Here is a 24626-nt window from a genome sequence, read left to right as displayed (position 1 = left end):
CTCTTGCCAAATGTTTGAGGATTTGTAATTCTACATCCATTGCCCTGCTTACCTTCCAGAGTTTTTTCTTTTCATCCTTTTATTCAGAATACTCGGAAAGTGACAGAAGAGGGATAAATCAGCGATGCTTAAATTACTTGCTTCAATCTTGGGTGCAACTGACATAACTTGAGAATCTGGCTTTGTATATGTAATAACTACGGTTATAGCCTATAGTAATAGATTTGCTCTACAGGGAAACTAACGAAAGTATATACTACAGCAAGCTTAGTGGCAGTTTGCAGTCTATGATAAAAACCTAACCCCCTGATTTCTTGTGTTGTAGCACAGATTTTGACCCCTCTCCAAACCTCTCCCCCACGGGGGGAGAGGCTTTGAAAAACATTAGTCTTTTTTCTCTCATTGTATGAAACTATCCTGCTGCTACGAGGGAAGGGGGAGAAATCTAACTCCCCTCTCCGCGTCGGAGAGGGGTCGGGGGAGAGGTCAGCCATAATGTATGAATCAACACGAGTATCTAAGATTCATACATGAATAATCCAACACCACCACGTAAAGGCGATAGTATAAATCACATAATCACAGGACAAACAATAAACCCAGATAAAATACAGATTGCCAAAGAACTACGTTGCCAAATGACACCAGAAGAAAAAATCCTTTGGCAACATCTTCGCGCTAATCGTTTGCATGGGTTACACTTTCGTCGTCAGCAAATTATTGATGGTTTTATTGTAGATTTTTACTGTCACGCCGCTAAATTAGTGATAGAGGTAGATGGAAAAATTCATGAACAACAAGCTGAATATGATGTAGAACGTGACAAGGTTTTGTCAGCAAGAGGGTTGCGTTTGCTGAGAATAAAAAATGAAGAAGTAAGGCAGAAACTTGATCAGGTTTTGAAGCTGATTTATCAATTTTGTTTGGAAGAGACCTAACCCCCTAACCCCCTTCCCTTGTAGGGAAGGGGGAAATTTTATCCTAACAACCCCATTAAGCAAAAGTCTCTGCGCGATCGCCACCAATGGCAAGGGCTAACTTCTTCCCCTTACAGCCCTGTTACATTAACGCCGTCCACTTTGAATTTTGTCAAAGATCGCCCCATCATCGAAGAACTTCTTCTGCACACCGTCCCAACCGCCTAAACTCTGAACGTTGTAAAGTTTGGAGACTTTAGGGAATTTCTTATCCACTTCTTTAGCAACAGCAGAGTTAACTGGTCTAAAACCCACCTTAGCAAATTCGCGTTGTGCTTCTGGAGCGAAAAGAAACTTGACAAAAGCTTCGGAAACAGCACGAGTACCGCGTTTATCTACAACTTTGTCAACGACGGCCACAGGGCCGTCTATGGAAATGTTGGTTTGGGGAATAATATAGGATGGTGATGTTCTTCCCTGTTGAGCTGCTAGAATGACTTCGTTTTCGTAGTTGAGTAGTACATCGCCTTGACCTTTTTTATAAAAAGCATCGCTGGCTTCCCTGGCATCTTTGGGTAATACAGGCACGTTTCTGTAAACTTTAGTGACATAATCTAAAGCTTGAGCTTCATTACCTCCATTTTTGGCGATCGCACCCCATAAAGCAAGGAAATTCCAGCGTGCGCCACCGGAGGTTTTCGGGTTGGCTGTAATTACCTTAATCCCTGGCTTGGCTAAATCACTCCAACTTTGAATTTTTTTCGGATTTCCGTCTCTAGTTTCTAGCGCCACTACTGAGCGAGTTACAATCGAATTATTGGGTGCTTCTTTTTCCCAACCTGGTTTAATTAAGCCTGCTTTCTCGATTTTTTTAGTGTCTAGCGCCAATGCTAAAGCCACAACATCTGCTTCTAAGCCGTCGATAACTGCGCGAGTTTGGGAACCAGAACCACCATAACTTTGCTTGATGATTACATCTTGACCTTTTTCCCGCTTCCATTTAGCCACAAATTGAGGAATGATTTTCTCATAAGCCGCCTTTGTCACGGCGTAGGAAACTAAAGTAATTTCAACTTTCTGCCCTCCTTGGCTAATAAGTTGTGTCTTCCCTGTTGCAGACGCAGTTTGGGAATTTGCCACAGCAAAGGGCGTTAAAGCACTTAAACCTAAGCCTGCTGCTAGCACTAAAGCAGATGGTTGGCTTAAGGTTGGCTTCCAGGTAGTAAATAGGCGCTTTTTCGCCTCGGCAATTGAACTGAGCGTTGTTAAGATTTTAGGTGTCATGGGATGTGTTTCACTGAGTAGCTAATTGCAATTAGTCGATGCAAATTCCAGACAAAGACAATGTAAATCTGGGGCAATAAGGGTACTAAATAGTACAACTTACTGCCCCGTTTTTTCACTATTATTCTACGGCACGTCTATCGTAAAACAGTGTTATAAAAAAGTAAAGTGTCTCACAAAATTTCGGAATATACGAATATGGGAAGGAGGAATTGGCGATCGCTCTCCTCATGACAAAATAGCTTAAAAGCCAGTAACGACAAGGCTTTAACGAAAAAAATTTATTAAAGATATAGACTACAGCAATAATTAGCTATATAGTATCAAGTTACTTTAAATACAAAGATGCTAAATGTTAGCAAAATTTGATACTAAACCTTAACAGCATTTTTAGTTGCCAAGCAAGCTGGTAGAATCACTATAATTACCATATTATCGATAGATATTATGAAGTTTTCTTATTGTATATTTTACGAAGGTCTGCAATTATCTATGTATCGTTAGACTGTAATATTGAGTATTCTCATCGATTAACTGTAGATTCATCTGGAGGAGATTAAATGAACCTGTGGCAGCGTCCCCTGAAAAAACTGCTGCTGATAGCCCAGCAGACGACACATAGATTTAGATTCAACTCATTAAACAGCTTTGTGTCATTAGTATTAGTCGGTGCGGTTTTAAGTGTAGCGCTAGCCGCCTGCACTGGTGGTAGCAATGGCAATAATGCTAGTACACAAAACCCAACTGCTAGTCCTGTTGCTGCCAACAAACCAAATGTGGAATTAACCCTAGTGTCCTTTGCTGTGACCAAAGCCGCGCACGAAGCCATCATTCCCAAATTTGTCGAAAAATGGAAGCAGGAACATAACCAAACCGTCACCTTTAAGCAAAGTTACGGTGGTTCTGGTTCTCAAACTCGTGCGGTTATTGATGGTTTGGAAGCCGATATTGTCCACTTGGCGCTGGCTTTAGACACGCAAAAAATTGAGAAAGCTGGACTAATTCAGCCTGGATGGGAACAAGAAAATCCCAATAATGGTATTGTTTCTAAATCTGTAGCAGCAATCATTACTCGCTCAGGCAACCCTAAAGGTATCAAAACTTGGGCAGACTTGGCTAAAGATAATGTTAAAGTAATTACTGCTGATCCCAAAACTTCAGGTGTTGCTCGCTGGAACTTTCTAGCCTTGTGGAACTCCGTAATTAAGACTGGTGGAGACGAAGCAAAAGCAACAGAATTTGTCACTCAGGTTTATCGGAATGTGCCGATTTTAGCCAAAGATGCGCGAGAAGCCACCGATGTATTTGGTAAAGGTCAGGGTGACGCTTTAATCAATTACGAAAACGAGGTGATCCTGGCACAGCAAAAAGGCAGCAAAGTAGATTATGTTATTCCCGATGTCAACATTTCTATTGATAACCCCATCGCTGTGGTAGACAAGAATGTTGATAAGCATGGTAACAGAGAAGTGGCAGAAGGGTTTGTCAAGTTTCTCTATACACCAGAAGCCCAAGAAGAGTTTGTCAAATTAGGATTTCGTCCAGTAGATGAGAAAATTGCTCAAACCAAAGAAGTAACAGATAAGTTTCCCAAGGTGAATACTTTGGGTACTGTTCAAGACTTGGGTGGTTGGGCAAACATTGATCAGAAATTCTTTGCTGATGGTGGCGTTTTTGACCAAATTCAAGCCAAAAATAAACGGTAAATAGGTAATGGGTAATTGGTAATAGGTAATGGGTAATGGGTAATTGGTAATAGGTAATTGGTAATAGATAAAAGTTTTTCAGTATCTGTAGGGTGGGCAATGCCCACCAAGACCATGAGCCGGTGGGCAGTGCATCGGCAAACGTATATTTCAAAAATCAAGTGTGAGTCCTATAGGTAATAGATAAAATTTTTTCAGCAATTACCAATTACCAATTACCAATTACCAATTACCAACTACCAACTAAAGTTAAATATTCTCTATCTTTTCACATTGAACTATCTATGACCTTATCTTCTACGGCTGAAGTTGATAGTAAAACTCCTAAATGGAAGGTATTTATTCAAAAAGTATTAAATACGCCTTGGACATGGCGAATTACTATTGCATATCTAACATTAATGTTATTTGCTCCTGTAATCGCTATGTTTCTCAAAGCTAGTACAGAACCGCCCTCGGAGTTTTGGCGAATTGCTACTAGTGATGTGGCATTGGCTACATATAATGTTACTTTTGTGACTTCATTGCTGGCAGCTTTGCTCAATGGCGTATTTGGTACACTGATTGCTTGGGTCTTGGTACGCTATGACTTTCCCCTGAAGCGCATAGTAGATGCTACCGTAGATTTACCGTTTGCACTACCGACATCAGTAGCGGGTTTAACATTAGCAACAGTTTACAGTGACAATGGCTGGATTGGTTCTTTATTAGCGCCACTGGGAATTAAAGTATCATTCACCCGTGTAGGGGTTTGGGTGGCAATGGTATTTATTTCCTTACCTTTTATAGTCAGAACAGTGCAACCTGTATTGCAAGAAGTAGAACGTGAGGTTGAAGAGGCGGCTTGGTCTTTGGGTGCTTCCCAATGGACAACATTTTGGAGAGTGATATTACCGCCGTTATTTCCCTCGATTTTAACTGGTATTGCCTTGGGCTTCTCTCGTGCTGTGGGTGAGTATGGCTCGACTGTAATTATTTCCTCCAACACACCCTATGAAGATTTGATTGCGCCGGTGTTAATTTTCCAGAGATTAGAGCAGTATGACTATTCAGGTGCAACGGTAATTGGCGTAGTCTTACTAGCAATTTCTTTGATACTGCTGTTAGGAATTAATTTGTTGCAAGGGTGGGCAAGAAGATATGACAATAAATGAGCCAAAATTACACTCATCGGGAAGTGACAAGGGGAAAGCTAGACCGCCACAAAAAAAGAGTTGGGTTCCCACAATTTTAATTTTTGTAGCGATCGCTTATTTAGCCTTAGTTCAATATATCCCGGCACTGAACGTATTTGTTCAAGCCTTCAGTAAAGGAGTAGGGCCATTTTTACAGAACCTCACCCGTAGCGACTTTCTCAGCGCCGCCAGATTAACCGTACTATTGGCGTTAATAGCAGTACCTTTAAATACAGTATTTGGCTTGTGTGCGGCTTGGGCGATCGCGCGTCACAAATTCCCCGGACGTGCTTTAGTATTAAGTATTATTGACCTGCCCTTCTCCATCTCGCCCGTAGTTGCTGGCTTAATGATTGTCTTACTTTACGGGCGCAATGGTTGGTTTGGGCCATTGTTGGAAGCAAACGACTTCAAAATCATCTTTGCTTTCCCAGGGATGGTATTAGCTACAGCATTCGTCAGTATGCCCTTTGTCGCCCGTGAAGTCATCCCTGTATTAGAGGAATTTGGCAAAGACCAAGAAGAAGCCGCCAAAACCTTGGGTGCGAGTGAATGGCAGACATTTTGGCGTGTCACCCTACCGGGAATTCGCTGGGGCTTACTTTATGGCATAATTTTGACCAACGCCAGAGCAATGGGTGAATTTGGTGCTGTATCAGTAGTATCAGGTAACATTGCCAATCAGACCCAGAGTTTACCACTCTTCGTAGAAGACGCTTACAAGCAGTACGAAACAGAAGCCGCCTTTTCCGCCGCCGTTCTTTTAGCACTACTAGCAGTAGTTACCCTAGTATTAAAAGAGATTGTAGAACGCAGAACCCGCATTAAAGATGTGGAGTAAATGGTCAATGGTCAATGGTCAATAGTCAATAGTCCATATCAGTGAATAGTCGTCAGAATTTATGATATTGATAACTGATAACTGATAACTGATAACTGCTTCCCCAGTCCCTAATCAGAGTTCACCTATGACTGACAACATACTTACCAATAAAAGAATTAGATTACGGATTCCTAAAGACTATCATCAGGAACCTGTAATTTCTCGGCTAGTATCAGAATATGGTTTGACTGTGAATATTGCGGCGGCGATTTTAGGAGCAAATGCTGTTGGAGACGGTTGGTTTGATTTGGATTTGCAAGGTACAGATGCACAAATTCAAAGTGGACTGAAATATCTACAAGAGTTAGAATTAGAAGTTTGGGATGAAAGCAAAGTTGCTGATTGGTAGCAACCAAAGTTGTAGGCGATCGCTTTGCTCTTGCTTGGTTAGGACAGAGCGATCGCTCAGATATTTAAAGCAAAGGTAATAGGATTTCAAATTTTGTCCCGATACCTAGTTGGGAAGAGAAATTTAATTTTCCCCCGTGTCTAGCAGTGATGATACGGTAACTAACTGCTAAACTTGTCTCTTTTGCGGTTCTTTTTTCTATGGAAAAATTTTCAAGTATTTGTTGTTGTAATTCCTCAGACATACCTGGGCCATTATCAGCAATACAAATTGCAACCCAACGTGAATCTGATTCGTTGGGTTTAGTTGTTGTTTGAGAAATAACTTGTGTGGTGATTTCTATCGTTGGCTGTTTATTGTTGTCGCCAGAATTTGCTTGTAATTGCTGACGCACCGATTCATCTAATAAACTATCTACAGCTTGGCTTAAGATATTCATGAATACTTGATTTAATTGACCTATAAAACAAGAAACTGGGGGAATTTTGCCATAATTTTTAATAATTTTAATTTCTCCTTTTAAACGACTTTTAATTAAAATTACGATACTATCTATGGATGCGTGTAAATCCATAGGTTTAGGATAAACTGCATCTATATGACAAAAGTTTTGTAAGCTGGTAACAAGTTTTTTTAATCTTTCTGCTCCAGAACGAGCGCTAGTTATTGCTTTTGATAAATCTTCTGCTAAATAATCAAATTCGATTTCTTGTTTAAGATCATTAATCTCTTGAGAATTGTGGGGGAAACAATGATCATAGGCAGATATTAACTTGAGTAAATCTTGGCTATAGTTAGAAATATAAGTTAAGTTACCCCAAATAAAACCTACGGGGTCTAAAATTTCATGTGCTACTCCATCAACTAATCTGCCTAATCTAGCCATTTTATCATTTTGAATCATTTGGGCTTGACTACGTTCGTAGCGTACTTGAGTTTCTATACCGCGAATTTGCCAAGCTGCAATATTCAATTCGTGGGGATCTAATAATTTGTAGGAATTGTCTGCTGTATGTACGACTATGGGTTCTGCCAAAAATTCTGGCGATCGCCTCAGTGTATGTTGCATTGCTGTTAAGATAGGCGTAGTATCTTTCAGCACTAGAATAGGCAAACGAGCATAGCTGTAAAGAACATCTAATGATTCTTTAGCAAACAACTCTTGTCCGTAGGGACGCAGCAAAAACTCTACTAATCGCCGTCGCGAAATCATCCCGACATATTTACCCTGTTCGAGCAGGATTACTCCCGGTAACAAAGGGTATTTATCAAAATATTTTCCCACTTCTGTGCCAATAACGCTAACTTCCACCCCAAAGTTGTACATTGGTAGTTCTTGGATAGTGGAATCTAAACATAAATCGCGATCGCTACCAGCAGATAAAACAGGCGGTGAGATAACAGAACAAAATTCTTGTGACACTGGACACCCTGATATATACAAGAACTGTTAAAGGAGGTAAACCCACTACCCCCAAAAGGACTTTCACGTAGTGTTCCGTAGGGAACCTAAGAGAAGCAAGCTACTCACTTGACTCAGCACAGGCTGAACGCCTCGCTTCCGCGCTTCAGCACTCTCGCTTCTGACTACAACTGAATTTAGTAAAACTAACACAAAGTTTATTTTAGTGATAATACTTACAGTTGTTTTGTGTCACAGTGATAATACGGAAGATGAACAAGTTAATTTTGGCAAATTGGACTGGCAAGTTAAAAGTTTTTATAGTAAAAAATCGATCCTCAGCAGAATTACAATCACACCGGGATCAAAAATGTTTGGCTGTAAGTTAGCGATAAGAAAAATTAATTTGCCCATTATTAATTTGCAAAAGCCGCAAACCATTACAGGCTATATATCATAGCTATAATCAGCCATAGCTATAGTGATCCCCAACTATTTAAAAAGTATGAATCATGAAAAAAATGCCCGGAAGGTAATACTGTAAAGAGCTTATTGGGAATAAGTATAAATCTGATGTAATCAAAATTTATGTAACTCTATACCCAGTCTGCTAATATCGGAACTATTTCCACAAGAAAACAATGCTCAAGATATCCATTATCATTAAAAGTCCCCGCCCACAAAGAAATAGGGTTTTTATTAGAGGTCAGCAGTTAGTCGTCAGTTGCACAAGATGATTGAAAATCAACCACCAGGAAAGCTCTAGATGTGTCCAAAACAACTGACAACAGTCAACCGACAATTTCGATAGAATGACTAGGCATAATATAAAAAATACACAGCGCTTTTGACTACGAGGCCCATGAATCAACTGAACAATGGTTTCACAATATTTTTGAGTCTGCTAGTCGAGGCGATACCCTTTTTGCTGTTGGGGGTTTTATTCTCCAGTGCGCTGCTATTTTTTGTCGATGAGCGCAAATTGGTGGAAAAAATGCCCAGAAACCCTCTCTTAGGTGCTTTAGTTGGCAGTATGGTCGGCTTTTTGTTTCCAGTCTGTGAATGCGGAAATGTACCAGTAGCGCGGCGTTTACTGATGCAAGGAGTACCGACACCTGTAGCGGTTGGTTTTTTACTAGCAGCACCAACAATTAACCCCGTTGTCATTTGGGCAACATGGACAGCATTTAGGGATCAACCAGAAATAGTAGTTTTACGTGTGGTATTTTCGCTGTTAATTGCCACAATTATCGGTTGTGTTTTCAGTGTACAAGCAGACTTACAACCAATCGTCCAACCTGCGATCGCTCGTTATTTAAAATTCAATCCCCCCGCCCAGCCTGGAACAAAACGCCGGGGTAAGTCCCCAACCAAAGATACAGGTTCATCCAGTATGTTGCGTCCGGGAACGTATATTTTAGGTGGTCGTGCAGGTGGTAGTCCCGCGCGACTAGACGCTAACCTCACAGCAGACAGCGACACAAGCGCCAGCAACAGCAAACCTTTCAGAGATAAAATGCGCCTCCTGTTAGACAACAGCATCCAAGAATTGCGAGAGTTAGGCGCAGTTATGATCATTGGTAGTGCGATCGCCGCAGCAATTCAAGTCCTAGCACCCCGCGAATTAATCCTCAGTCTAGGTTCTGGCCCCATTACCTCAATTGTTGTCATGCTAATTTTAGCCACAGTAGTATCAATTTGTTCTACTGTCGATTCATTTTTTGCCTTATCATTTGCGGCGACATTCAGCAGTGGTTCAATATTAGCCTTTCTCGTCTTTGGGCCGATGGTTGATATTAAAAGTGTCGGTTTGATGTTATCCCTATTCAAACCCAAAACTATCTTTTACTTATTTGCCCTAGCTGGACTATTAACATTCTTGTTCACCCTTTTTCTTAACTTGCACGTTCTTTAATTTAGTCAATAGTCAATAGTTAATAGTCAATAGTTAATAGTCAATAGTCAATAGTCAATAGTCAATAGTCAATAGTCTATGGAACAATGACCAATCACCAATCACCAATCACCAATCACCAATGACCAATGACCAATTCTCAAATTCCCAATAAAATACTTTCTTGGCTCGATGTCCTAGCAATTACAGCTTGGGGAATCTTATTGCTGAGATATTGGCTGACTGGCAAACTGAATTTGTTGATTCACCCCAATTATTTTTGGTTAGTGATAGTAGCTGGTATTGTCTTATTAATTATTGGCTTTGCCAAGGCTAAAGAACTGTGGCGTTTACGTCCCCGTGAAATAACCCAATCTCAGCACATAACTTTATTCGCTCCTGGTTGGGGTAGCGGTTTGCTGTTAACCACGGCAATTTTAGGCTTTATGATTACACCTCAAGTCTTTGCTAGCGATAAAGCCCTCCAAAGGGGCGTTACCGATTTGTTAGCAACCTCTCGCCTGCAACCCCAATCTTTCCGCGCCTCCATTCGCCCAGAGGAGCGATCGCTTGTAGACTGGGTACGCACCATTAACGTTTATCCAGAACCTGATACATATACAGGGCAAAAAGTCAAGGTACAAGGGTTTGTCATCCATCCCCCAGAACTGGGTAAAGAATATATATTCCTCGCCAAATTCGTCCTGACCTGCTGTGCGGCTGACGCTTACCCCGTAGGTTTACCAGTCAAGTTAAGCGCAAATCAAGAACGCTATACACCAGACACTTGGTTAGAAGTAGAAGGACAAATGACCACCGAAACCCTAAGCGGTAAACGTCAAGTGACTATTGCTGCTACTTCGTTGAAAAAAATTCCTCAACCACAAAATCCATACAGTTATTAGTAGATTATCTGAAGGGGAGATGAGGGGGATGAGGGAGAGAGGCAGAATAACCTATAAACTGTGGACTAATGACTATGGACTGTGGACTAATGACTATGGACTAATGACTAATGACCACCAAACCTTTTCTCCAACCACTAGATCGCGTAGCGATCGCTCTAATGTTAATTTTGAGTTTGTTGATTGGCTTGTTGATGTTACAAGGCGATGTTGTATCCTCTAGCGTGCGTGATTTTTCTTGGGAAAATCAACAAATTGGCGCAGATGATATCTCTTTTTCCTTGACATTTAGCCGTCCGATGGACATTAAAAGCGTCGAGGAGAACTTAAAAATAGAACCACCTTTAGCGGGGAAATTTAGTTGGGCGGGGCGCAGGATGCTTTATAGTCTGCTGACACCAGCCCCCTACGGGACAAACTATAGAATACAGTTGCAGGACGCTAAAGATAGGTTTGCTGACAAAGAACAAACAAAACGAGTCATTAAACCCTTTACTAGTCAATTTCGCACACGCGATCGCGTCATTCTCTACATTGGCGCAGATCAACAAGACCAAGGGCAGTTAGTACTTTACAATTTGTCATCTGAGCAGAAAAAGGTACTCAGCCCCAAAGACCTAGTAGTGATGGACTTTAAACCCTTCCCCGATGGAGAAAAAATCTTATTCTCCGCTCGTACTGCTAATAATCAAGACTTACTTTCCGCCCAATTATACACAGTCACCACAGGTATTCCTGCCAAACCTGATACACCAACAGAACCAGCAGGTAAAATTGACTTAATTTTAGATAACAAAGATTACCAAAACCTGAAATTCGACTTATCACCCGATGGACAAACTATTGTCATCCAACGGGGAAATAAAAATAACCCAGGTGACTTTGGGTTGTGGATGATGCCAACTACCAGCGACTCACGAGAAAAACCCACCGCACAGCGTCTACAAAGCCAACCAGGGGGTGATTTCATGATTACTCCCGATAGTAAAGCCGTAGCCGTAGCTCAAGGGCAAGGAGCCGCCATTCTACCACTACAAAAAGATGCCAATAAACCTCTAGATTTTCTGCCACAGTTTGGGCTAGTACAGGCATTCTCTAAAAATGGCTCTCAAGCAGCAATGGTAAAATTCAATACAGATTTTACAAAAGAATTGTTTTTGGTGACAAACCAAGGCATCCAAAAACCATTGTTAAAAACTACAGGTTCAATTCTTAGCTGTCAATTTGATCCCAGCTTACCCACATTGTATTGTTTGCTGACACAGCTTGTCTCTCAAGAACAATACATAGAACAGCCTTACCTAGTAGCAATTGACCTAAAAACCGGGCAGCAGAAACCCTTGCTAGTATTACCCGTAGAACAGAGAAACGTGCAGATGAGCTTATCGCCTGACGGTTTAGGCTTGTTATTTGACCAAGTAGTTCCCCAAACCAATCCTACTCCATCTGCAAGCACAACATTAAAAACCGACGATGGAGAAGCGATCGCCACCAGCAACCTATGGTTGATGCCCTTGCTACCCATCTCCGACACCGCTATCAGCACCATTAGACCAGAAAAGCTCCCCTTTATTGGCTTTCATCCTCGCTGGCTACCGTGAGGGACTGGGGACTGGGGACTGGGGACTGGGGACTGGGGGGAGATGGGGGAGTGGGGGGAGATGAGGGAGATGAGGAGAAGAACTGTCAACTGTCAACTGTCAACTGTCAACTGTCAACTGTCACCTGTCACCTGTCACCTGTCAACTGATAACTGATAACTGATAACCAACGTTTTCAATTTTTAACTTTTCTGAGCTAGGCATTTGATAAATTATATACAGAGACAGTATTTCTCTAGCTTGTGACATCCTATCAGTGAGTGGCTACCGTATAACTGTTTAGTCAACGCCAGCAGACTGATACCTTGATTAAGTATCTGTAGTGCGGGTTATGTATTTGTAGCATTTGAACTGAAAACCCTCGTCAGGACTAAGGTTGACGGGGGGGAAGCTCATAATGTTATAACGACATCAGTTATATATGCAAAACGGGGAACACTGCATCAAAAACTAACTACCCATGCTGAGGAAAGTCTAACTTGGCTGATAGATAAAACCCTCAGCAGTTGAGAAGCAGCGCTATTTTTAGTTAGCGTCGCTGGGATTTTTTAGTGGGTGGTTTAAGAGTGATGAATGAAGCTGACACCTCAAATAATAGGGCTGTGATGGAATCTCCTAATTCTTCTGCTAATTCACTACAACCAGAACAGACAATCTGTCCTTTTTACACAGTTGTGCCTGCCGATAACACAACTACTGCTAATTTGCCACTCCTAAACCCAGCAGAAGATGAACAGGACAGTACCCGTGCTGATGCTTCTCAAGACGCAAAACTGCAAGATTGGGTAGTAGAGCCTGATGGTGAAAAGCAAGCAATAGTAGACGCTGAATTTCAGAAGTTGCTGGCACTTAATGAGGAATTACGGGCTGCCAATAATGAACTATACCAGCAAGTGGAACATTTGCGGGATGATTTAGCTGAAGCAGAAAAAGCAATGCAGTGGCAGAAGAGACGCTCTAGTGTCACTGAATCGATGCTAAACCAGCAAGCTCAGGAGTTAGCCGCAGCCCAAGAACAAATCCAGTCTTTGTTCCAACAGTTAGAAACTGCTGTCCAAACTACTCAACATCAAGAAATTCTGATTGATAGTTATAAGGCTCAATTACAAATTAGTCAACAGCGTATTGCCCAATTAGAACGAGAGTGTTCTTTATTACAGACTAATTACAGTGAACAATCTCAACAGGTGATCCAATCAGAAAACGCCTGCCGAGAATTACGTACTCGCCTGATGCGACAGCAGCGCCAAACTTTACAATTCAAGGCTGCCTTAGAAAAATGTCTGGACACATCAATCCCCAATTATGAGTCTACAGACACGGGTGTTAACAATGCCCAAAACCCAGTCCCTCACAAAACTAGATTTGCTAGAAAAGCGCGGTCTTTGTTTCCCAACGCCGAGCCGATTAAACCTTGGTCAGCAGAACCAGAGTCTCCACTACAAGAGGCAGAAAAACCTTGGGATGAACCCCCGACACCACGCCCTTTCTCCAGTGATTACTCAATGCCTAATCAGCCTTCTCTCTGGAACTGGCCAGTGAAGGATCAGGAGAAGGAAGAGATCCGCATCATCTCTCAGCCACCAGAAGTAGAACCGGAACCAGAACCAGATGTTACTCCCCCTACACCGGAAGAAATTTCATCGGTGGGTTCCGCCGAATTAGACCAGCAAATAGAAAATCTCATTCAAATGTTTTTCGCGGCTCAATCGGGAAGTGCATCCCCTGCACCATCTGCGCCAGTAGACAGGACTGTTTGGGAAACTGCGGCGAAAACTGTAGAAGAAGAGACACCAGAACAGCCAACAGTAATTATAGAGGTGAGTCCTGCTCCAACGAACTCTACATTATCCTTTACTGTATCCCCGACGGAAAAAATAGACCAAACACAACAGCCACATCACTCGCCAACTCCACAATTGGATGAGCTAGAGTTACCGTTGAGGGACTTCAGCCCAGAGTCATTTGATGACTCTGCCAATAACACCCAATCACCTTCACCAGTGGTTTATCCGCAAAGACCTCCGAAGAAGCGTAAGTCTTTAGCATCGGTGGAATTACCTAATTTTAAACCTAATAGTCAGTAGACCTCTTGCATAAATACTTTGGTGTTGTTGAGGCTATGGCTTGTTTTTAAACTTTTGAGCAAGCGATCGCCGCTTCTATGGATGATGAGGCGATCGCCGGATGTTCACAAACAAATTAATATTAATAGGACTTACGCATAAAAACGAAAAATCAAGGGTTTGGGCAAGGGTGTAGGGGTATAGGGGTATAGGGGTGTAAATCTTTAAAACCCTTACACCCTTACACCCTTACACCCTTACACCCTTACACCCTGTCTCAACAGATAACCTTGGTGCGTAAGTCCTGATTAACTACAGCGACTGCTGGTTAGTGCGATCGCTACTAGTTGGGCTGATAAATGGATGAGCTTTAATTCATCTTCCCGTAAAGAACCAGGTTCTTTCCACTGGAGGGACAATACACCTAACATCTCATCGCGGTAGGTAATGGGGATGACGACATGGGCTTGGATACCATGCTCCTGATAGTGGCTAATACTGGCTAGGTTGGGGTCTTTGGCTGCATTGACTGTCACCTGAATTTGACCTGTGGCGATCGCTTCATTTGTCAGGGGATCTTGATTTAGCCAGTTGTTCAGGGTTGCTTCACTGCTGTAAAAGCCTTGTGTCGCACTGAGTGTTTTTCCTTCCATCATCTGTAGAATACAGGCATCGGCGGTAAAGCTGTCAGCAAATGCGGTGGCGATGGGTGTTAAGGTTTCCTCTAAACTCTTTGCTGCTTGAGTTACCTGTACCAAAACCGTTAATAATAACATTTGAGCATTGGCGCGACGCAATTCTTCTGTGCGTTGCTTGAGCAAATCATAAGTTTCGGCTGCTCTCTGCACAACGGCTTTCAGTTCGCTGGGGTCCCAAGGCTTAGTAATATATTTGTAGACTTGCCCAGCGTTAATTGCCTCTACCAAGTCTTCAATATCGGTAAAACCAGTGAGAATTATTCTCACTGTATCGGGGAATTGAGGTACAGTCTTACTTAAGAACTCAGTTCCCTTCATTTCCGGCATTCGCTGATCGGAGATAATGACAGCAACTTCCCCCTCTGCTGCCAAGATTTCTAAAGCATTTATGCCACTTTCAGCCTTGAGGACATGAAAATCTCGTCGGAAAGTGCGGTAAAGTAAATCTAGATTATCCGGTTCATCATCAACTACCAAGATTTTCAGTTTTTTTGCTCGTTCCAGAGTTGACAATTGCCGACGATGAGCCTGAACTTCAGTAAAACCATTAGTCATAACATTCTACAAGTAGATATTTTTATATTGTTATATTCAATACAAGCTTAGTAGATTATCCTTGTTAAGCCTTGCGTGTAATTGCGGATATACATTCAGGACTTATGCACCAAAGTTGTTGGTTGAGACTGGGTGTTAGGTTTGTGAACATCTACACACTCATAGCCCTATTGACTGTGGTAAGTAACGTTATTAACACAAAAATTTATTTGGCGGTAGAGTGTAGAGATAGTTGGCTGTTAAAGATTAGAATAAGATTTGCTGATGCAGTATAAAGTTAGTCGCAGCAACCAAGGTCTAAACTTTATAAGTTAGGCCGATGCTAGTTTAACGTGAGTTCGACCAGCGTTGTTTTGACCTCTCCCCCAACCCCTCTATCTTGAAAAGTTCTGAACGCCGCAAGCCCGCGCACCCTACGGGTTCGCGTAGCGTCTCGTTAGAGAAGCAAGCTACAGACTTTTCGCTCCTACGAGGAGAGGGGCTGGGGGTGAGGTATTTTTTCCTTTCTCCTCCCTCTCCTCGTAGGAGAGGGAGGTTGGGAGGGAGAGGTTCATCGAACTCACGTTAGTTTAAATTGCGTCCTACTATAAAGTGAAAATGTCTACTCTATTGATATTTGGTTTCTGCGCGAATCTAAAAAAATATTTTGAATTAAAATATGACTGACTTAACACCTAACACTCCCAATCCTGAAAACGCTAGTGAATTAGCACAAGAACTGCTGCGGAAACTAAGACAAAAACAAGGTAATTGGGTGGAATGGGGTCAAGCGATCGCCTATTTACAAAAATCCGGTTATAATCCCCAAGAGATTTTTGAAGCTACAGGATTTGAGCCAATTCAGCAAAATCAGGTGGTTGTAGGCGCTCAAGTTTATAGTTCTTTAGAAAAGGCGGGAGCATCAGAGGCTGCACGCACTCATTATACTACCCGTGGCAGTGATGTTTTATATGAACTACGTTTGCTCACCCAAGAAGAAAGAGCTAGGGCGGCTGAGTTGACGTTTACTCATAAACTAGATTTGGAGGAAGCAAGGGAAGTAGCTAAAGCAATTAAGGATTTTTCCTACTTCCGCACTTTACCGGAAGGATTCACTAACCATCCTGGGGATGCAGTAGCCTATCAAGCTTGGAAGTTAGCACGGCAGTACACAGATTTACAAGAGCGATCGCGCTTAATTGCTAAAGGCTTAAGATTTGCACATAGTCAATCAGCTAGGAAACAAATCGAACAGTTACTAGTTGATTTTACGGTGGTTTCCCAGCGTCCCGCACCCATTCCTCCCTTTTACCGCTTCGATACAGAGGACGAACTACCCCGTATTGTTCCTGTAGTGGGTAAGTTACCTTTAAAAGTGCAAGAACTCCAAGCCGTTCCTCTAGTTGAAGAACTCGAACCATTTCGGATAGTGAAATTTGCTGGTGAACAGGCTTGGGTAGCTTTACCGGGTTGGCAAGTATTGTTAGCCGCAGAAGATCCAGTAACGATTATAGCAACTAGCGATCGCTTCCCTAGTCAAAGTCAGGTTCAACCTGGGCCTGTGCTAGTAGTTGTAGATCGTTCCCAACGCGAATGGAATGACTTTAGTTATTTTGTCATAGATAACGGTGGCGAATTGGATTTTCAGTGGTTTGAAACCCAACCAGAACTACCCATATTAGGAAAGGTAATTATTATTGTTCGTCCTCGAAAAATTCTCGATGAAAATGTCACAAAAGATTCCTGGCAAATTGATGAATAGGTGATAGGGAACAGGTTACAGGGAACAGGGGAAGAAGAGGGGAAAGGGAAGAATTTGTTGCCTTTGTCCTATTGACTGTGGACTATTGACTGTGGACTATGGACTCCTTCCCTCACACCTATAAAGTTGATGGCGGATTCCAATACGGTAATGGTGCTTGGGGTCGAGTTGACAAATGGTTTGGTTAGATAGCAACAATTGCTGAGGAAAACTTTGTCTTCTCATTCCCCTTCCCACTATCCATAAATTAAGGGGAGATTTTACTGATATGGGTAGTTGGGAAATTTTCTTCCATACTGCACTCAAATCAGGGTCTGGTGATAAAGCTACAAAGTTATCAGGCTGTGAGTTTTGGCTTCTAACCTGTTCTAGTGCGGAAGCAATACTAATTCCCAACACTGCATCTTGGTAATTGCTGTATGTAGTCACCAAAATCACAGGTGAAGAGGGGTCTAAATTTAAATTTTGTGCTACTCTGTCGGGTTGAAAAGGTTTTTGGAATACTAGATTATGAACAACAAAAATACTACTCAATAAACCAACAAAGATAAAAATTAAAATAGATAAATTTTGACTTTTAAAATTCTTGGTAATTATGGGAATAAATTTATATCGGCGATTTACACTTAGGCTAGCAGCTAATAATGCACAAAAGCCTGGATAGTAAACAAAGCTGTAACGAGGAACGCTAGTAATATCTTTATTCGTAAGATAGGCAATAACAATTATTTGCAATAATATACAGCCTGTAAAACTTAAAAGTGTCAATGTAGCTGAGTGAGTAGCAGGCTTGATCCATAGTTGCTTTAAACCACGAAAAACTTGTAAACTTGCAAATATAGTAAATGCTAGCATCAAAACTCCGCTAATAATCACAACTATTAAAGGTTGATTTTCAACAGGCAAGAAAATCACCATTAATATCCAATTCATGATAATTTGGTATATAGGCGAGATAATAGTTGGAGAATCTAACCAGTTAGTTTCCGCCCTTTGAGCATGATTGAAAGTTGTGATCATCCAAGGCAGAAAACTCACGATAACAATACTGATGGAGAGAATGATTGTTAAGAAAAGTTTGGTCTGATTGACTAACTGAAAATTATGATATTTGAGCAACATCAGTAAAGTTGCAATCTCGGCAATAAAAACTAATGCAAAAAAGTAGTGGATATAAAAACCTATAATATTAATCACTACCCATAATAGCCATACCCATAATTTCCAAATTCCTTGAGCCAAATTCCGTTGAATCTGCATGAGCATCAGTAATGCTAAACTGATACAGAGCATGGGTAAGGTATAGTGCCTTGCCTCTTGAGAAAGGTAAACGGCAAAGGGAGATACCGCCATGAAAGCGGCGGCGATGATACCCGATTTTGGTGAAAAGGCTATACGATTGACACCATAAATAGCAGCGATCGCACCTACACCAAACAAGACTGGTAGCGATCGCAATTTAACTATCCAATCTTCTCCCAAAGGCGTTAACCACCCCAACCAATAGTGCATTAAACAAAAAAACAGTGGTGGGTGGGTAGATTGACGAGCAATATTTGCCGCAATTTGCGGACAACTCACACCAGAACGAAAAGTAAAAATTTCTTGCACCTGTTGTAGAGGAATCAGCACATCTAACTGCAAATCCTGATAATTATTACCTAAACTAAATATGGCAGTAATCACCTCATCCAACCACAGTGGTTTTAAGTCCAAATGCCAAAAACGCAAAATAGTACCAATGGCTAGCAAACAAAACAGAGCCAAATAATGGGAATAACTTCTATGATTTGTCATGATTACGATCCGAGTCAATTAGGGAAATAAAATATTTTTTGGCATTGAGACTAGTTGCAGAAACAACAATAATCTTTACTATTTAAGTTTGTGAATTTATGAGATTGTTTTACAATATAAAATAGTAAAATATACAAAGATAGCAATAATTATTAAAAATATCTAACTTTAAATCACAAATTTTATATGTCAGATACTAATATTACCCAAATACTGCCAACATCTGTGCAAACAGAATTATCTCAGATATCATTTGTTGCCAGTTTACAAGCAAAAATTGCGGAAATTCGCCAGACTTTACGCCCTGGACAACAACAAATGGCTGACTGGCGATCGGGGCCTTTGGCGGTGTCGGCTGTACCGGGTGCAGGTAAATCTACCGGGATGGCGGCGGCGGCGGCGATCGCGATCGCTCGTCAATATCAGCAGGCGGCTGAGTCAGCTAAATATTCCCGTCGTCAGTTAGTAGTAGTAACCTTTACTCGCTCGGCTGCTGCTAATATTAAATCAAAAATTCGCTACTACCTAAAGCAATTATCTTTACCTCAAACTGGCTTTGCTGTCTATACACTGCATGGTTTGGCTTTAAATATTGCCAGTCGTCATCCTGATTTATCAGGGTTAGAGTTAGAAAACCTCACCCTGATCACGCCTAACCAAAGTCATCGCTTTATTCGCACAGCCGTAGAACAATGGATCAACAATCATCCTAGATTATATTTGCGATTGTTAGAAGGGCAACAATTTGATGGTGAAGAAACAGAAAGATTACGCCGCCAGTCAGTATTACGCACAGAAGTTTTACCAGATTTAGCAACTACAGTCATTCACGAAGCCAAAAGTTCTGGTATATCACCAACTCAACTAAGAGAATGGAGTCAACAAACCACAGACGCTTATGAGATTTTAAGCATAGCGGCGGGATTGTATGAACAGTATCAAAATTTGATGCGATCGCGCGACTTTATTGACTACGACGACATGATTCTAGCCGCCCTGCGTGTTCTAGAAAACAACAGCGCCCGCAGAATTGAGCAAAATCAAGTCTTCGCCGTCTTTGAAGACGAAGCCCAAGATTCCAGCCCGTTGCAAACGCGACTGTTAGAGATTTTAGCAGCAGGCAGCCAGGAGGCAGGAGGCAGGAGGCAGGAGGCAGGAGGCAGGAGGCAGGAGTTAATCATTTCTCCCCCATCTTCCCCCACTCCCTCATCTCCCCCACCTCCCCCCAGTCCCCAGTCCCCCATCAACCTCGTCCGCGTCGGTGATCCTAACCAAGCGATTAACTCAACTTTTACCCCAGCCGATCCGATTTACTTTCGGGAATTTTGTCAAGATTGCGATCGCTCTGGTAGGTTAGCAACAATGGATCAGGCTGGTCGTAGTACTGCTATGATTATTAAAGCTGCTAACTTTGCCTTGGAATGGGTGAATAGTTTTTACAGTGCTAAACGGCAGTCTTCCCATACGCCTATTTCCACTCCCTTTAGTCTGCAAAAAATTCGTCCTGTTAATTTAACTGATATCAACCCAGCCCCAATGGGTAGGGGATTAGAACTACATACACCACGTGATATTTTTCACACCGTGCAATTGCTATCTAAGCGGGTGGTGGAGTTATTTACCGAAGACATGACTAAGAGTGCTGCTGTGTTGGTGCGGGAAAATCGCCAAGGACGTTGGTTAGCAGAGGCGCTAGCACCCATCTGTAAAGAGCATAACATTACATTGTTTGATGTGGGAGAGAGCGATCGCCGTTCTCATGTTCCCCAGGAGATTTTAGCATTGTTGCAATTTTGCGATCGCCCCCACTCTCCAGATTACCTCAAAGCTGCCCTAGAAGTATTAGTACAACGTCAATTAATTCCTACCCAAGACCTCAACGCCCTTGCTAGTTTACCAGAAGAATTTTTGTATCCAGGCCCCTTAGCTGCACCCCAGCCAGAACCAGTACAAAAAGCTTCCCACCTCTGTCGTAGTTTACTCCGCGCCCGTTTAGAACTGCCTTTATATCAAATTATTTCCTTCCTCGCCCTGACATTAAATTACGACCAAGCAGAACTAGCCACAGCCGACAAACTTTCAGAACGGGTAAACAAACAAATTGCTGGGAGTAACTCTATGGGGGCGATGCTTTCCGCCTTAAGCGAAATCGTCAGTTCCGAAAGGTTTGAACCTGTAGAAACAGACGACGCAGAAGCCCGTTACACCCGCAATGGTCAATTGACTATTATTACCATGCACAAAGCCAAAGGGCTTGATTGGAACTACGTTTTCATTCCCTTCCTCCATGAAAACTTAATTCCCGGTAGATTTTGGGTTCCTCCCCAAAGCCAATTTTTAGGTGAATTTACTTTATCAGAAGTTGCCCGCGCTCAAATTCGTGCCGCACTTCACGGTGAGAACGAGATACCACAAGTAACGCCAGCCTGGGAACAAGCAAAACACCTCAAAACAGCTGAAGAATATCGTTTACTGTATGTAGCGATGACGAGGGCAAAACAACTATTATGGATGTCTGCGGCGCAAAAAGCCCCATTTACCTGGAGTAAACCAGATAACTTACAAGAACAAGCGCCATGTCCAGTATTTTCCGCATTAAAACGGCAGTTTTCTGAATGTGTGGTTTCGTAGATAGGACTTACGCAACTGGCATATTTTTCCTGTAGGGTGTGTGACTGGGGATAATATTTGAACGTAGTTATGAGACTTGTAGCGTCACGCACCAACCAGCAATTGTGACAATTGCTTAAATTCTGGTAGAAAAAAGGCTAATAGAGTGATGAATAGCGATCGCTTATATCTTGCACCACTCTGTTATTGCGAAAATCTGAGCTTGAAACGCTTATGATTTCGTAGGGTGGGCATTGCCCACCACTAGCTTATTGAGAAGGTGCAAGATGTCAGATCGCTAAATAAATTAACGTGAGTTCGACCAGCGTTGTTTTGACCTCTCCCCCAACCCCTCTCCTACAAGGAGAGGGGAGTAAGAGGGTGATTTTTTCGTTTCTCCTCCCTCTCCTCATAGGAGAGGGAGGTTGGGAGGGAGAGGTTCATCGAACTCACGTTAAATTAGAACATCAAATAACCATCAAAACTCCAAAGTAAAAGCTTTCCCAGCCTATTCCCAGTCCCCAGCTATAAAATTTCAAGCGCCAGACAAGTAAATACTCGAACTGGCGCTTAAAAGATTCTGGTTTTTTTAACTTGGGGGTCTTTAAAATAGTTGACCCCATTGAAAGTTATGGGTTTATATTCAGGGTCTTTATATTTGCTGACCCCGTTTGAACAATTACCAGTGTCTCAGAAAATTGAGAAATTCTTTATTTCGTAATATTTTCTTTATCTTTTCTCTCTTTATATTTCGGACTGTATCAAAATATCAACTTTTTTAAGAAATATTACGATAAGTTAAAGCCGCACCCCTTGTAACAAAGTGATAAGTAGAACGACGTAGAAAAACCGAACTATGTAAAGAAAAGTAAAATAAGCTGACTCAGTTATGATTTTCTCCTCTGCTTCCCCAGTCCCCAGCGATGCACTGAGCGCAGCCGTTCGCGCAGAGTCCCCAGTCCCTATCGCTTTTGCCGACTTTGTTCCCAACGCCAGAAAAAAATCATCAGTGCAACAATTCCTACTTGCAGAGCGAAATTTGGTAGAGCATTTTCCACATTTCGTCCAGCGAGTAGTTGAAAAAAGAAAATGAACGCGCCAATAAACCCAGAAGCGCCAACACCAATATAGAGGAATTGCCGCAGTCCACGATAAGGCGTTGCCATTTCGGCTTTCAGGCGGGCATATTGTTCAGGATCAAAGCGCTTCTTAGAATTAGGTTCTACCATAAGTAAATGATGCTATAATTTCTAATCGTATATGCCGATGTGGCTCAGTGGTAGAGCAGCTGATTCGTAATCAGCAGGCCACGGGTTCAAATCCCGTCATCGGCTTGGGTTTTGGGAAAATAATATTTTTGTCTGGACCGATTTTTGACCATTTAGGCATAAAACCTATAGCGATCGCGCTACTCGTTTTTTAATCCCAATATCTCCGGCTCCTTTGTGCCATTGCTCTAAATTTCCTCAATTCGTCCCAAGGGCGAGTTGTAATATCTAGTTCTTTAGAATGCTGGTTTGGGTGATAGTGTTGTCGCTTGTAAACCCGCCCCTACATTCGCCATTTACTAAAGATAAATTTAGGACTTACGCATTGACAGAAAGTTGATACTAGGACTTACGCAACTGTCAGATTTTTTCTTTAGGGTGTGTGAGGAGCGATAATATTTGAACGTAGTCATGAGACTTGTAGCGTCACGCACCAACCACCAATTGTGACACTTGCGTAAGTCCTGAATATTATCGTTAATAATTGGTCATATCTCTGAACCCGCCCCTACCCAAATTGTTGATCATGAGAAATGCGATCGCCTGATGTCCCTGTGCGATATAGAAGCCAACTAAAACAAGGGCGAGACAGCAGCGAGAAGCTGATGGAAGTCGCAGCAAAGCAGGTGTTAACAGCCTGATAACGAGTAGCGCACTCTACATTTTGGATATTGTTTATCTGCAAGTCCCTTAATCAAAGTCAGTTTCGCAAAAAGCCTTCAATAAATTAATACAATTGGCAATTGCGCCTAAATGAGCAATTTCATAACCATGAGTATTTTGCGTAGGAAAAGCTAAACAAGCAGCACGTCCAACATGACCGAATTTCATAGCAATTGAAGCATCACTCCCAAAGCCACTGAGCGTTGTTAGCTGAATCTGCATATTCAATTGCTTGGCACATTGGCGTAATTGTCCATTCAAACTTTCATCATATATACCATAGGCATCTTGAGATAAAAGCACGGGATTTTCGCCATCTTGGACGGGGTATTCTTCAGATAATGGACAAATTTCTAAAGCAATTAAAGCATCTAATTTTTGATTTTGTGTGAAAAATAATGCACCAATAGCACCTACTTCTTCTTTGGCGGAAGCTACTAAATAAACGTCAATTGCTGGCTGTTGTAAATGTTGCGCTAAAGCTAGTAAAATTGCTACTGATGCTTTATTATCTAAAGTATAACTAGCGATATAGTCCTGCAATCTCACGGGACGCTTGCGATGTTTGCCAATTACCATTCTTGTCCCTGGACGAATACCCGCAGCTTCTAATTCCTCTGTGGTGCGTTTAGTTTCAATCCAGGCATTTTCCCATTTAACGGGACTGTCTTCTTGTTGAACTTTTTGTGGAGATTCGTGGGAGACATGGCGGGAACCAAAGCTGAGAATACCGCTAATGGTTTCATTATCTCCCAGTAAATCAACAACACCCTCGCCGTAAATCCAAGGGTAAGCACCGCCAAGTTTGCGGACTTCTACTTTACCTGCATCACCGATATTTTTGACGATCGCACCTATTTCATCCTTATGGGCAGTGATGGCGATCGCTCTAGTGGCATCTTTCCCTGGGATTTTGGCTATGATATTATCAGCGCGATCGCTCCAAACCTCCACCCCCAAAGCCGTAAATTTTTGTAATAAATATTCGTTAATTTCCGTTTCTACACCACTAGGCGAATGATGCAGAACCAACTCTTCAATAGTAGCAAATAATTGGTTGTAATTCCACATTAGTCAGCTTAAATCTAAAAATATGTCTTGATTGAGCAACT

The 24626-nt window shown here is 42.0% G+C and carries 18 protein-coding genes and 1 tRNA gene; 12 read left to right on the top strand and 7 right to left on the bottom strand.

Annotated features, from left to right (window positions below):
* The first annotated feature begins 530 nt into the window (after positions 1–530).
* Positions 531–938, top strand: coding sequence for an endonuclease domain-containing protein (locus H6G83_RS08905; protein ID WP_190470102.1), 408 nt, complete (start codon positions 531–533; stop codon positions 936–938).
* A gap of 126 nt (positions 939–1064) precedes the next feature.
* Here the strand turns inward: H6G83_RS08905 and H6G83_RS08900 are convergent, their stop codons facing one another.
* A complete protein-coding gene (locus H6G83_RS08900) occupies positions 1065–2201 on the bottom strand; it encodes a sulfate ABC transporter substrate-binding protein (RefSeq protein ID WP_190470098.1) in 1137 nt (378 codons plus the stop codon).
* A 560-nt stretch (positions 2202–2761) separates the two neighbouring features.
* Between H6G83_RS08900 and H6G83_RS08895 the strand changes: the two genes are divergently transcribed.
* The 4 genes from H6G83_RS08895 to H6G83_RS08880 all read left to right on the top strand — a co-directional run bounded on the left by H6G83_RS08895 (position 2762) and on the right by H6G83_RS08880 (position 6314).
* The gene (locus H6G83_RS08895; protein ID WP_190470096.1) at positions 2762–3907 is read left to right on the top strand and encodes a sulfate ABC transporter substrate-binding protein; all 1146 of its coding nucleotides are present in this window, start codon (positions 2762–2764) and stop codon (positions 3905–3907) included.
* A gap of 284 nt (positions 3908–4191) precedes the next feature.
* A complete protein-coding gene (gene cysT / locus H6G83_RS08890) occupies positions 4192–5061 on the top strand; it encodes a sulfate ABC transporter permease subunit CysT (RefSeq protein ID WP_190470093.1) in 870 nt (289 codons plus the stop codon).
* Entirely contained in the window at positions 5048–5923 is an 876-nt protein-coding gene (gene cysW, locus H6G83_RS08885; protein ID WP_190470088.1) for a sulfate ABC transporter permease subunit CysW, read from the top strand. The genes cysT and cysW overlap by 14 nt, the downstream gene beginning before the upstream one ends.
* 127 nt (positions 5924–6050) lie before the next feature.
* Positions 6051–6314: an NIL domain-containing protein gene (locus H6G83_RS08880; protein ID WP_190470086.1), complete on the top strand. Its 264-nt coding sequence runs from the start codon at positions 6051–6053 to the stop codon at positions 6312–6314.
* Between the two features lie 64 nt (positions 6315–6378).
* Here H6G83_RS08880 and H6G83_RS08875 read toward each other — a convergent pair whose 3' ends face one another.
* The gene (locus H6G83_RS08875) at positions 6379–7737 is read right to left on the bottom strand and encodes a sensor histidine kinase (RefSeq protein ID WP_190470083.1); all 1359 of its coding nucleotides are present in this window, start codon (positions 7735–7737) and stop codon (positions 6379–6381) included.
* 841 nt (positions 7738–8578) lie between these two features.
* Here H6G83_RS08875 and H6G83_RS08870 point away from each other — a divergent pair.
* The 4 genes from H6G83_RS08870 to H6G83_RS08855 all read left to right on the top strand — a co-directional run bounded on the left by H6G83_RS08870 (position 8579) and on the right by H6G83_RS08855 (position 14203).
* Positions 8579–9631, top strand: a complete 1053-nt coding sequence (locus H6G83_RS08870; RefSeq protein ID WP_190470080.1) for a permease — start codon at positions 8579–8581, stop codon at positions 9629–9631.
* Between the two features lie 128 nt (positions 9632–9759).
* Positions 9760–10515: a TIGR03943 family putative permease subunit gene (locus H6G83_RS08865; RefSeq protein ID WP_190470077.1), complete on the top strand. Its 756-nt coding sequence runs from the start codon at positions 9760–9762 to the stop codon at positions 10513–10515.
* A gap of 110 nt (positions 10516–10625) precedes the next feature.
* A complete protein-coding gene (locus H6G83_RS08860; protein WP_190470074.1) occupies positions 10626–12116 on the top strand; it encodes a TolB-like translocation protein in 1491 nt (496 codons plus the stop codon).
* A 569-nt stretch (positions 12117–12685) separates the two neighbouring features.
* A complete protein-coding gene (locus H6G83_RS08855; protein ID WP_190470127.1) occupies positions 12686–14203 on the top strand; it encodes a hypothetical protein in 1518 nt (505 codons plus the stop codon).
* A gap of 287 nt (positions 14204–14490) precedes the next feature.
* On the opposite strand, the gene H6G83_RS08850 is transcribed toward H6G83_RS08855, so the two are convergent.
* A complete protein-coding gene (locus H6G83_RS08850; RefSeq protein ID WP_190470071.1) occupies positions 14491–15435 on the bottom strand; it encodes a response regulator in 945 nt (314 codons plus the stop codon).
* Positions 15436–16093: 658 nt separating this feature from the next.
* Between H6G83_RS08850 and H6G83_RS08845 the strand changes: the two genes are divergently transcribed.
* Positions 16094–17176: a RuBisCO accumulation factor 1 gene (locus H6G83_RS08845; protein WP_190470068.1), complete on the top strand. Its 1083-nt coding sequence runs from the start codon at positions 16094–16096 to the stop codon at positions 17174–17176.
* 96 nt (positions 17177–17272) lie between these two features.
* On the opposite strand, the gene H6G83_RS08840 is transcribed toward H6G83_RS08845, so the two are convergent.
* A complete protein-coding gene (locus tag H6G83_RS08840; RefSeq protein WP_190470065.1) occupies positions 17273–18973 on the bottom strand; it encodes a glycosyltransferase family 39 protein in 1701 nt (566 codons plus the stop codon).
* 186 nt (positions 18974–19159) lie between these two features.
* On the opposite strand from H6G83_RS08840, the gene H6G83_RS08835 reads away from it, so the two are divergent.
* On the top strand, positions 19160–21604 hold the full coding sequence (locus tag H6G83_RS08835; protein WP_190470062.1) for an ATP-dependent helicase: 2445 nt from the start codon (positions 19160–19162) through the stop codon (positions 21602–21604).
* Positions 21605–22545: 941 nt separating this feature from the next.
* On the opposite strand, the gene H6G83_RS08830 is transcribed toward H6G83_RS08835, so the two are convergent.
* Positions 22546–22812 (bottom strand): DUF3493 domain-containing protein, encoded by a 267-nt coding sequence (locus H6G83_RS08830; RefSeq protein WP_190470058.1) that lies wholly within the window; start codon positions 22810–22812, stop codon positions 22546–22548.
* 33 nt (positions 22813–22845) lie between these two features.
* Here H6G83_RS08830 and H6G83_RS08825 point away from each other — a divergent pair.
* A tRNA-Thr gene (locus H6G83_RS08825) sits at positions 22846–22917 on the top strand.
* A 442-nt stretch (positions 22918–23359) separates the two neighbouring features.
* On the opposite strand, the gene H6G83_RS08820 is transcribed toward H6G83_RS08825, so the two are convergent.
* Both H6G83_RS08820 and H6G83_RS08815 read right to left on the bottom strand, forming a co-directional pair.
* Complete coding sequence (locus tag H6G83_RS08820; protein ID WP_190470055.1) at positions 23360–23536, bottom strand: hypothetical protein; 177 nt, start codon at positions 23534–23536, stop codon at positions 23360–23362.
* A gap of 5 nt (positions 23537–23541) precedes the next feature.
* Complete coding sequence (locus H6G83_RS08815; RefSeq protein ID WP_190470051.1) at positions 23542–24585, bottom strand: M42 family metallopeptidase; 1044 nt, start codon at positions 24583–24585, stop codon at positions 23542–23544.
* Between the last annotated feature and the right edge of the window lie 41 nt (positions 24586–24626).

The sequence above is a fragment of the Anabaena azotica FACHB-119 genome, assembly GCF_014697625.1.
Classification (GTDB): domain Bacteria; phylum Cyanobacteriota; class Cyanobacteriia; order Cyanobacteriales; family Nostocaceae; genus Trichormus; species Trichormus azoticus_A.
The sequence above is the reverse complement of the archived record's forward strand: the minus strand, read 5'-3'. Positions and strand labels throughout refer to the sequence as shown.

Coding starts and splice junctions, on each gene's coding strand:
- H6G83_RS08905 (WP_190470102.1), top strand. CDS start 531: ATGAATAATCCAACACCACCACGTAAAGGCGATAGTATAAATCACATA.
- H6G83_RS08900 (WP_190470098.1), bottom strand. CDS start 2,201: ATGACACCTAAAATCTTAACAACGCTCAGTTCAATTGCCGAGGCGAAA.
- H6G83_RS08895 (WP_190470096.1), top strand. CDS start 2,762: ATGAACCTGTGGCAGCGTCCCCTGAAAAAACTGCTGCTGATAGCCCAG.
- cysT (WP_190470093.1), top strand. CDS start 4,192: ATGACCTTATCTTCTACGGCTGAAGTTGATAGTAAAACTCCTAAATGG.
- cysW (WP_190470088.1), top strand. CDS start 5,048: ATGACAATAAATGAGCCAAAATTACACTCATCGGGAAGTGACAAGGGG.
- H6G83_RS08880 (WP_190470086.1), top strand. CDS start 6,051: ATGACTGACAACATACTTACCAATAAAAGAATTAGATTACGGATTCCT.
- H6G83_RS08870 (WP_190470080.1), top strand. CDS start 8,579: ATGAATCAACTGAACAATGGTTTCACAATATTTTTGAGTCTGCTAGTC.
- H6G83_RS08865 (WP_190470077.1), top strand. CDS start 9,760: ATGACCAATTCTCAAATTCCCAATAAAATACTTTCTTGGCTCGATGTC.
- H6G83_RS08860 (WP_190470074.1), top strand. CDS start 10,626: ATGACCACCAAACCTTTTCTCCAACCACTAGATCGCGTAGCGATCGCT.
- H6G83_RS08855 (WP_190470127.1), top strand. CDS start 12,686: ATGAATGAAGCTGACACCTCAAATAATAGGGCTGTGATGGAATCTCCT.
- H6G83_RS08850 (WP_190470071.1), bottom strand. CDS start 15,435: ATGACTAATGGTTTTACTGAAGTTCAGGCTCATCGTCGGCAATTGTCA.
- H6G83_RS08845 (WP_190470068.1), top strand. CDS start 16,094: ATGACTGACTTAACACCTAACACTCCCAATCCTGAAAACGCTAGTGAA.
- H6G83_RS08840 (WP_190470065.1), bottom strand. CDS start 18,973: ATGACAAATCATAGAAGTTATTCCCATTATTTGGCTCTGTTTTGTTTG.
- H6G83_RS08835 (WP_190470062.1), top strand. CDS start 19,160: ATGTCAGATACTAATATTACCCAAATACTGCCAACATCTGTGCAAACA.
- H6G83_RS08830 (WP_190470058.1), bottom strand. CDS start 22,812: ATGGTAGAACCTAATTCTAAGAAGCGCTTTGATCCTGAACAATATGCC.
- H6G83_RS08815 (WP_190470051.1), bottom strand. CDS start 24,585: ATGTGGAATTACAACCAATTATTTGCTACTATTGAAGAGTTGGTTCTG.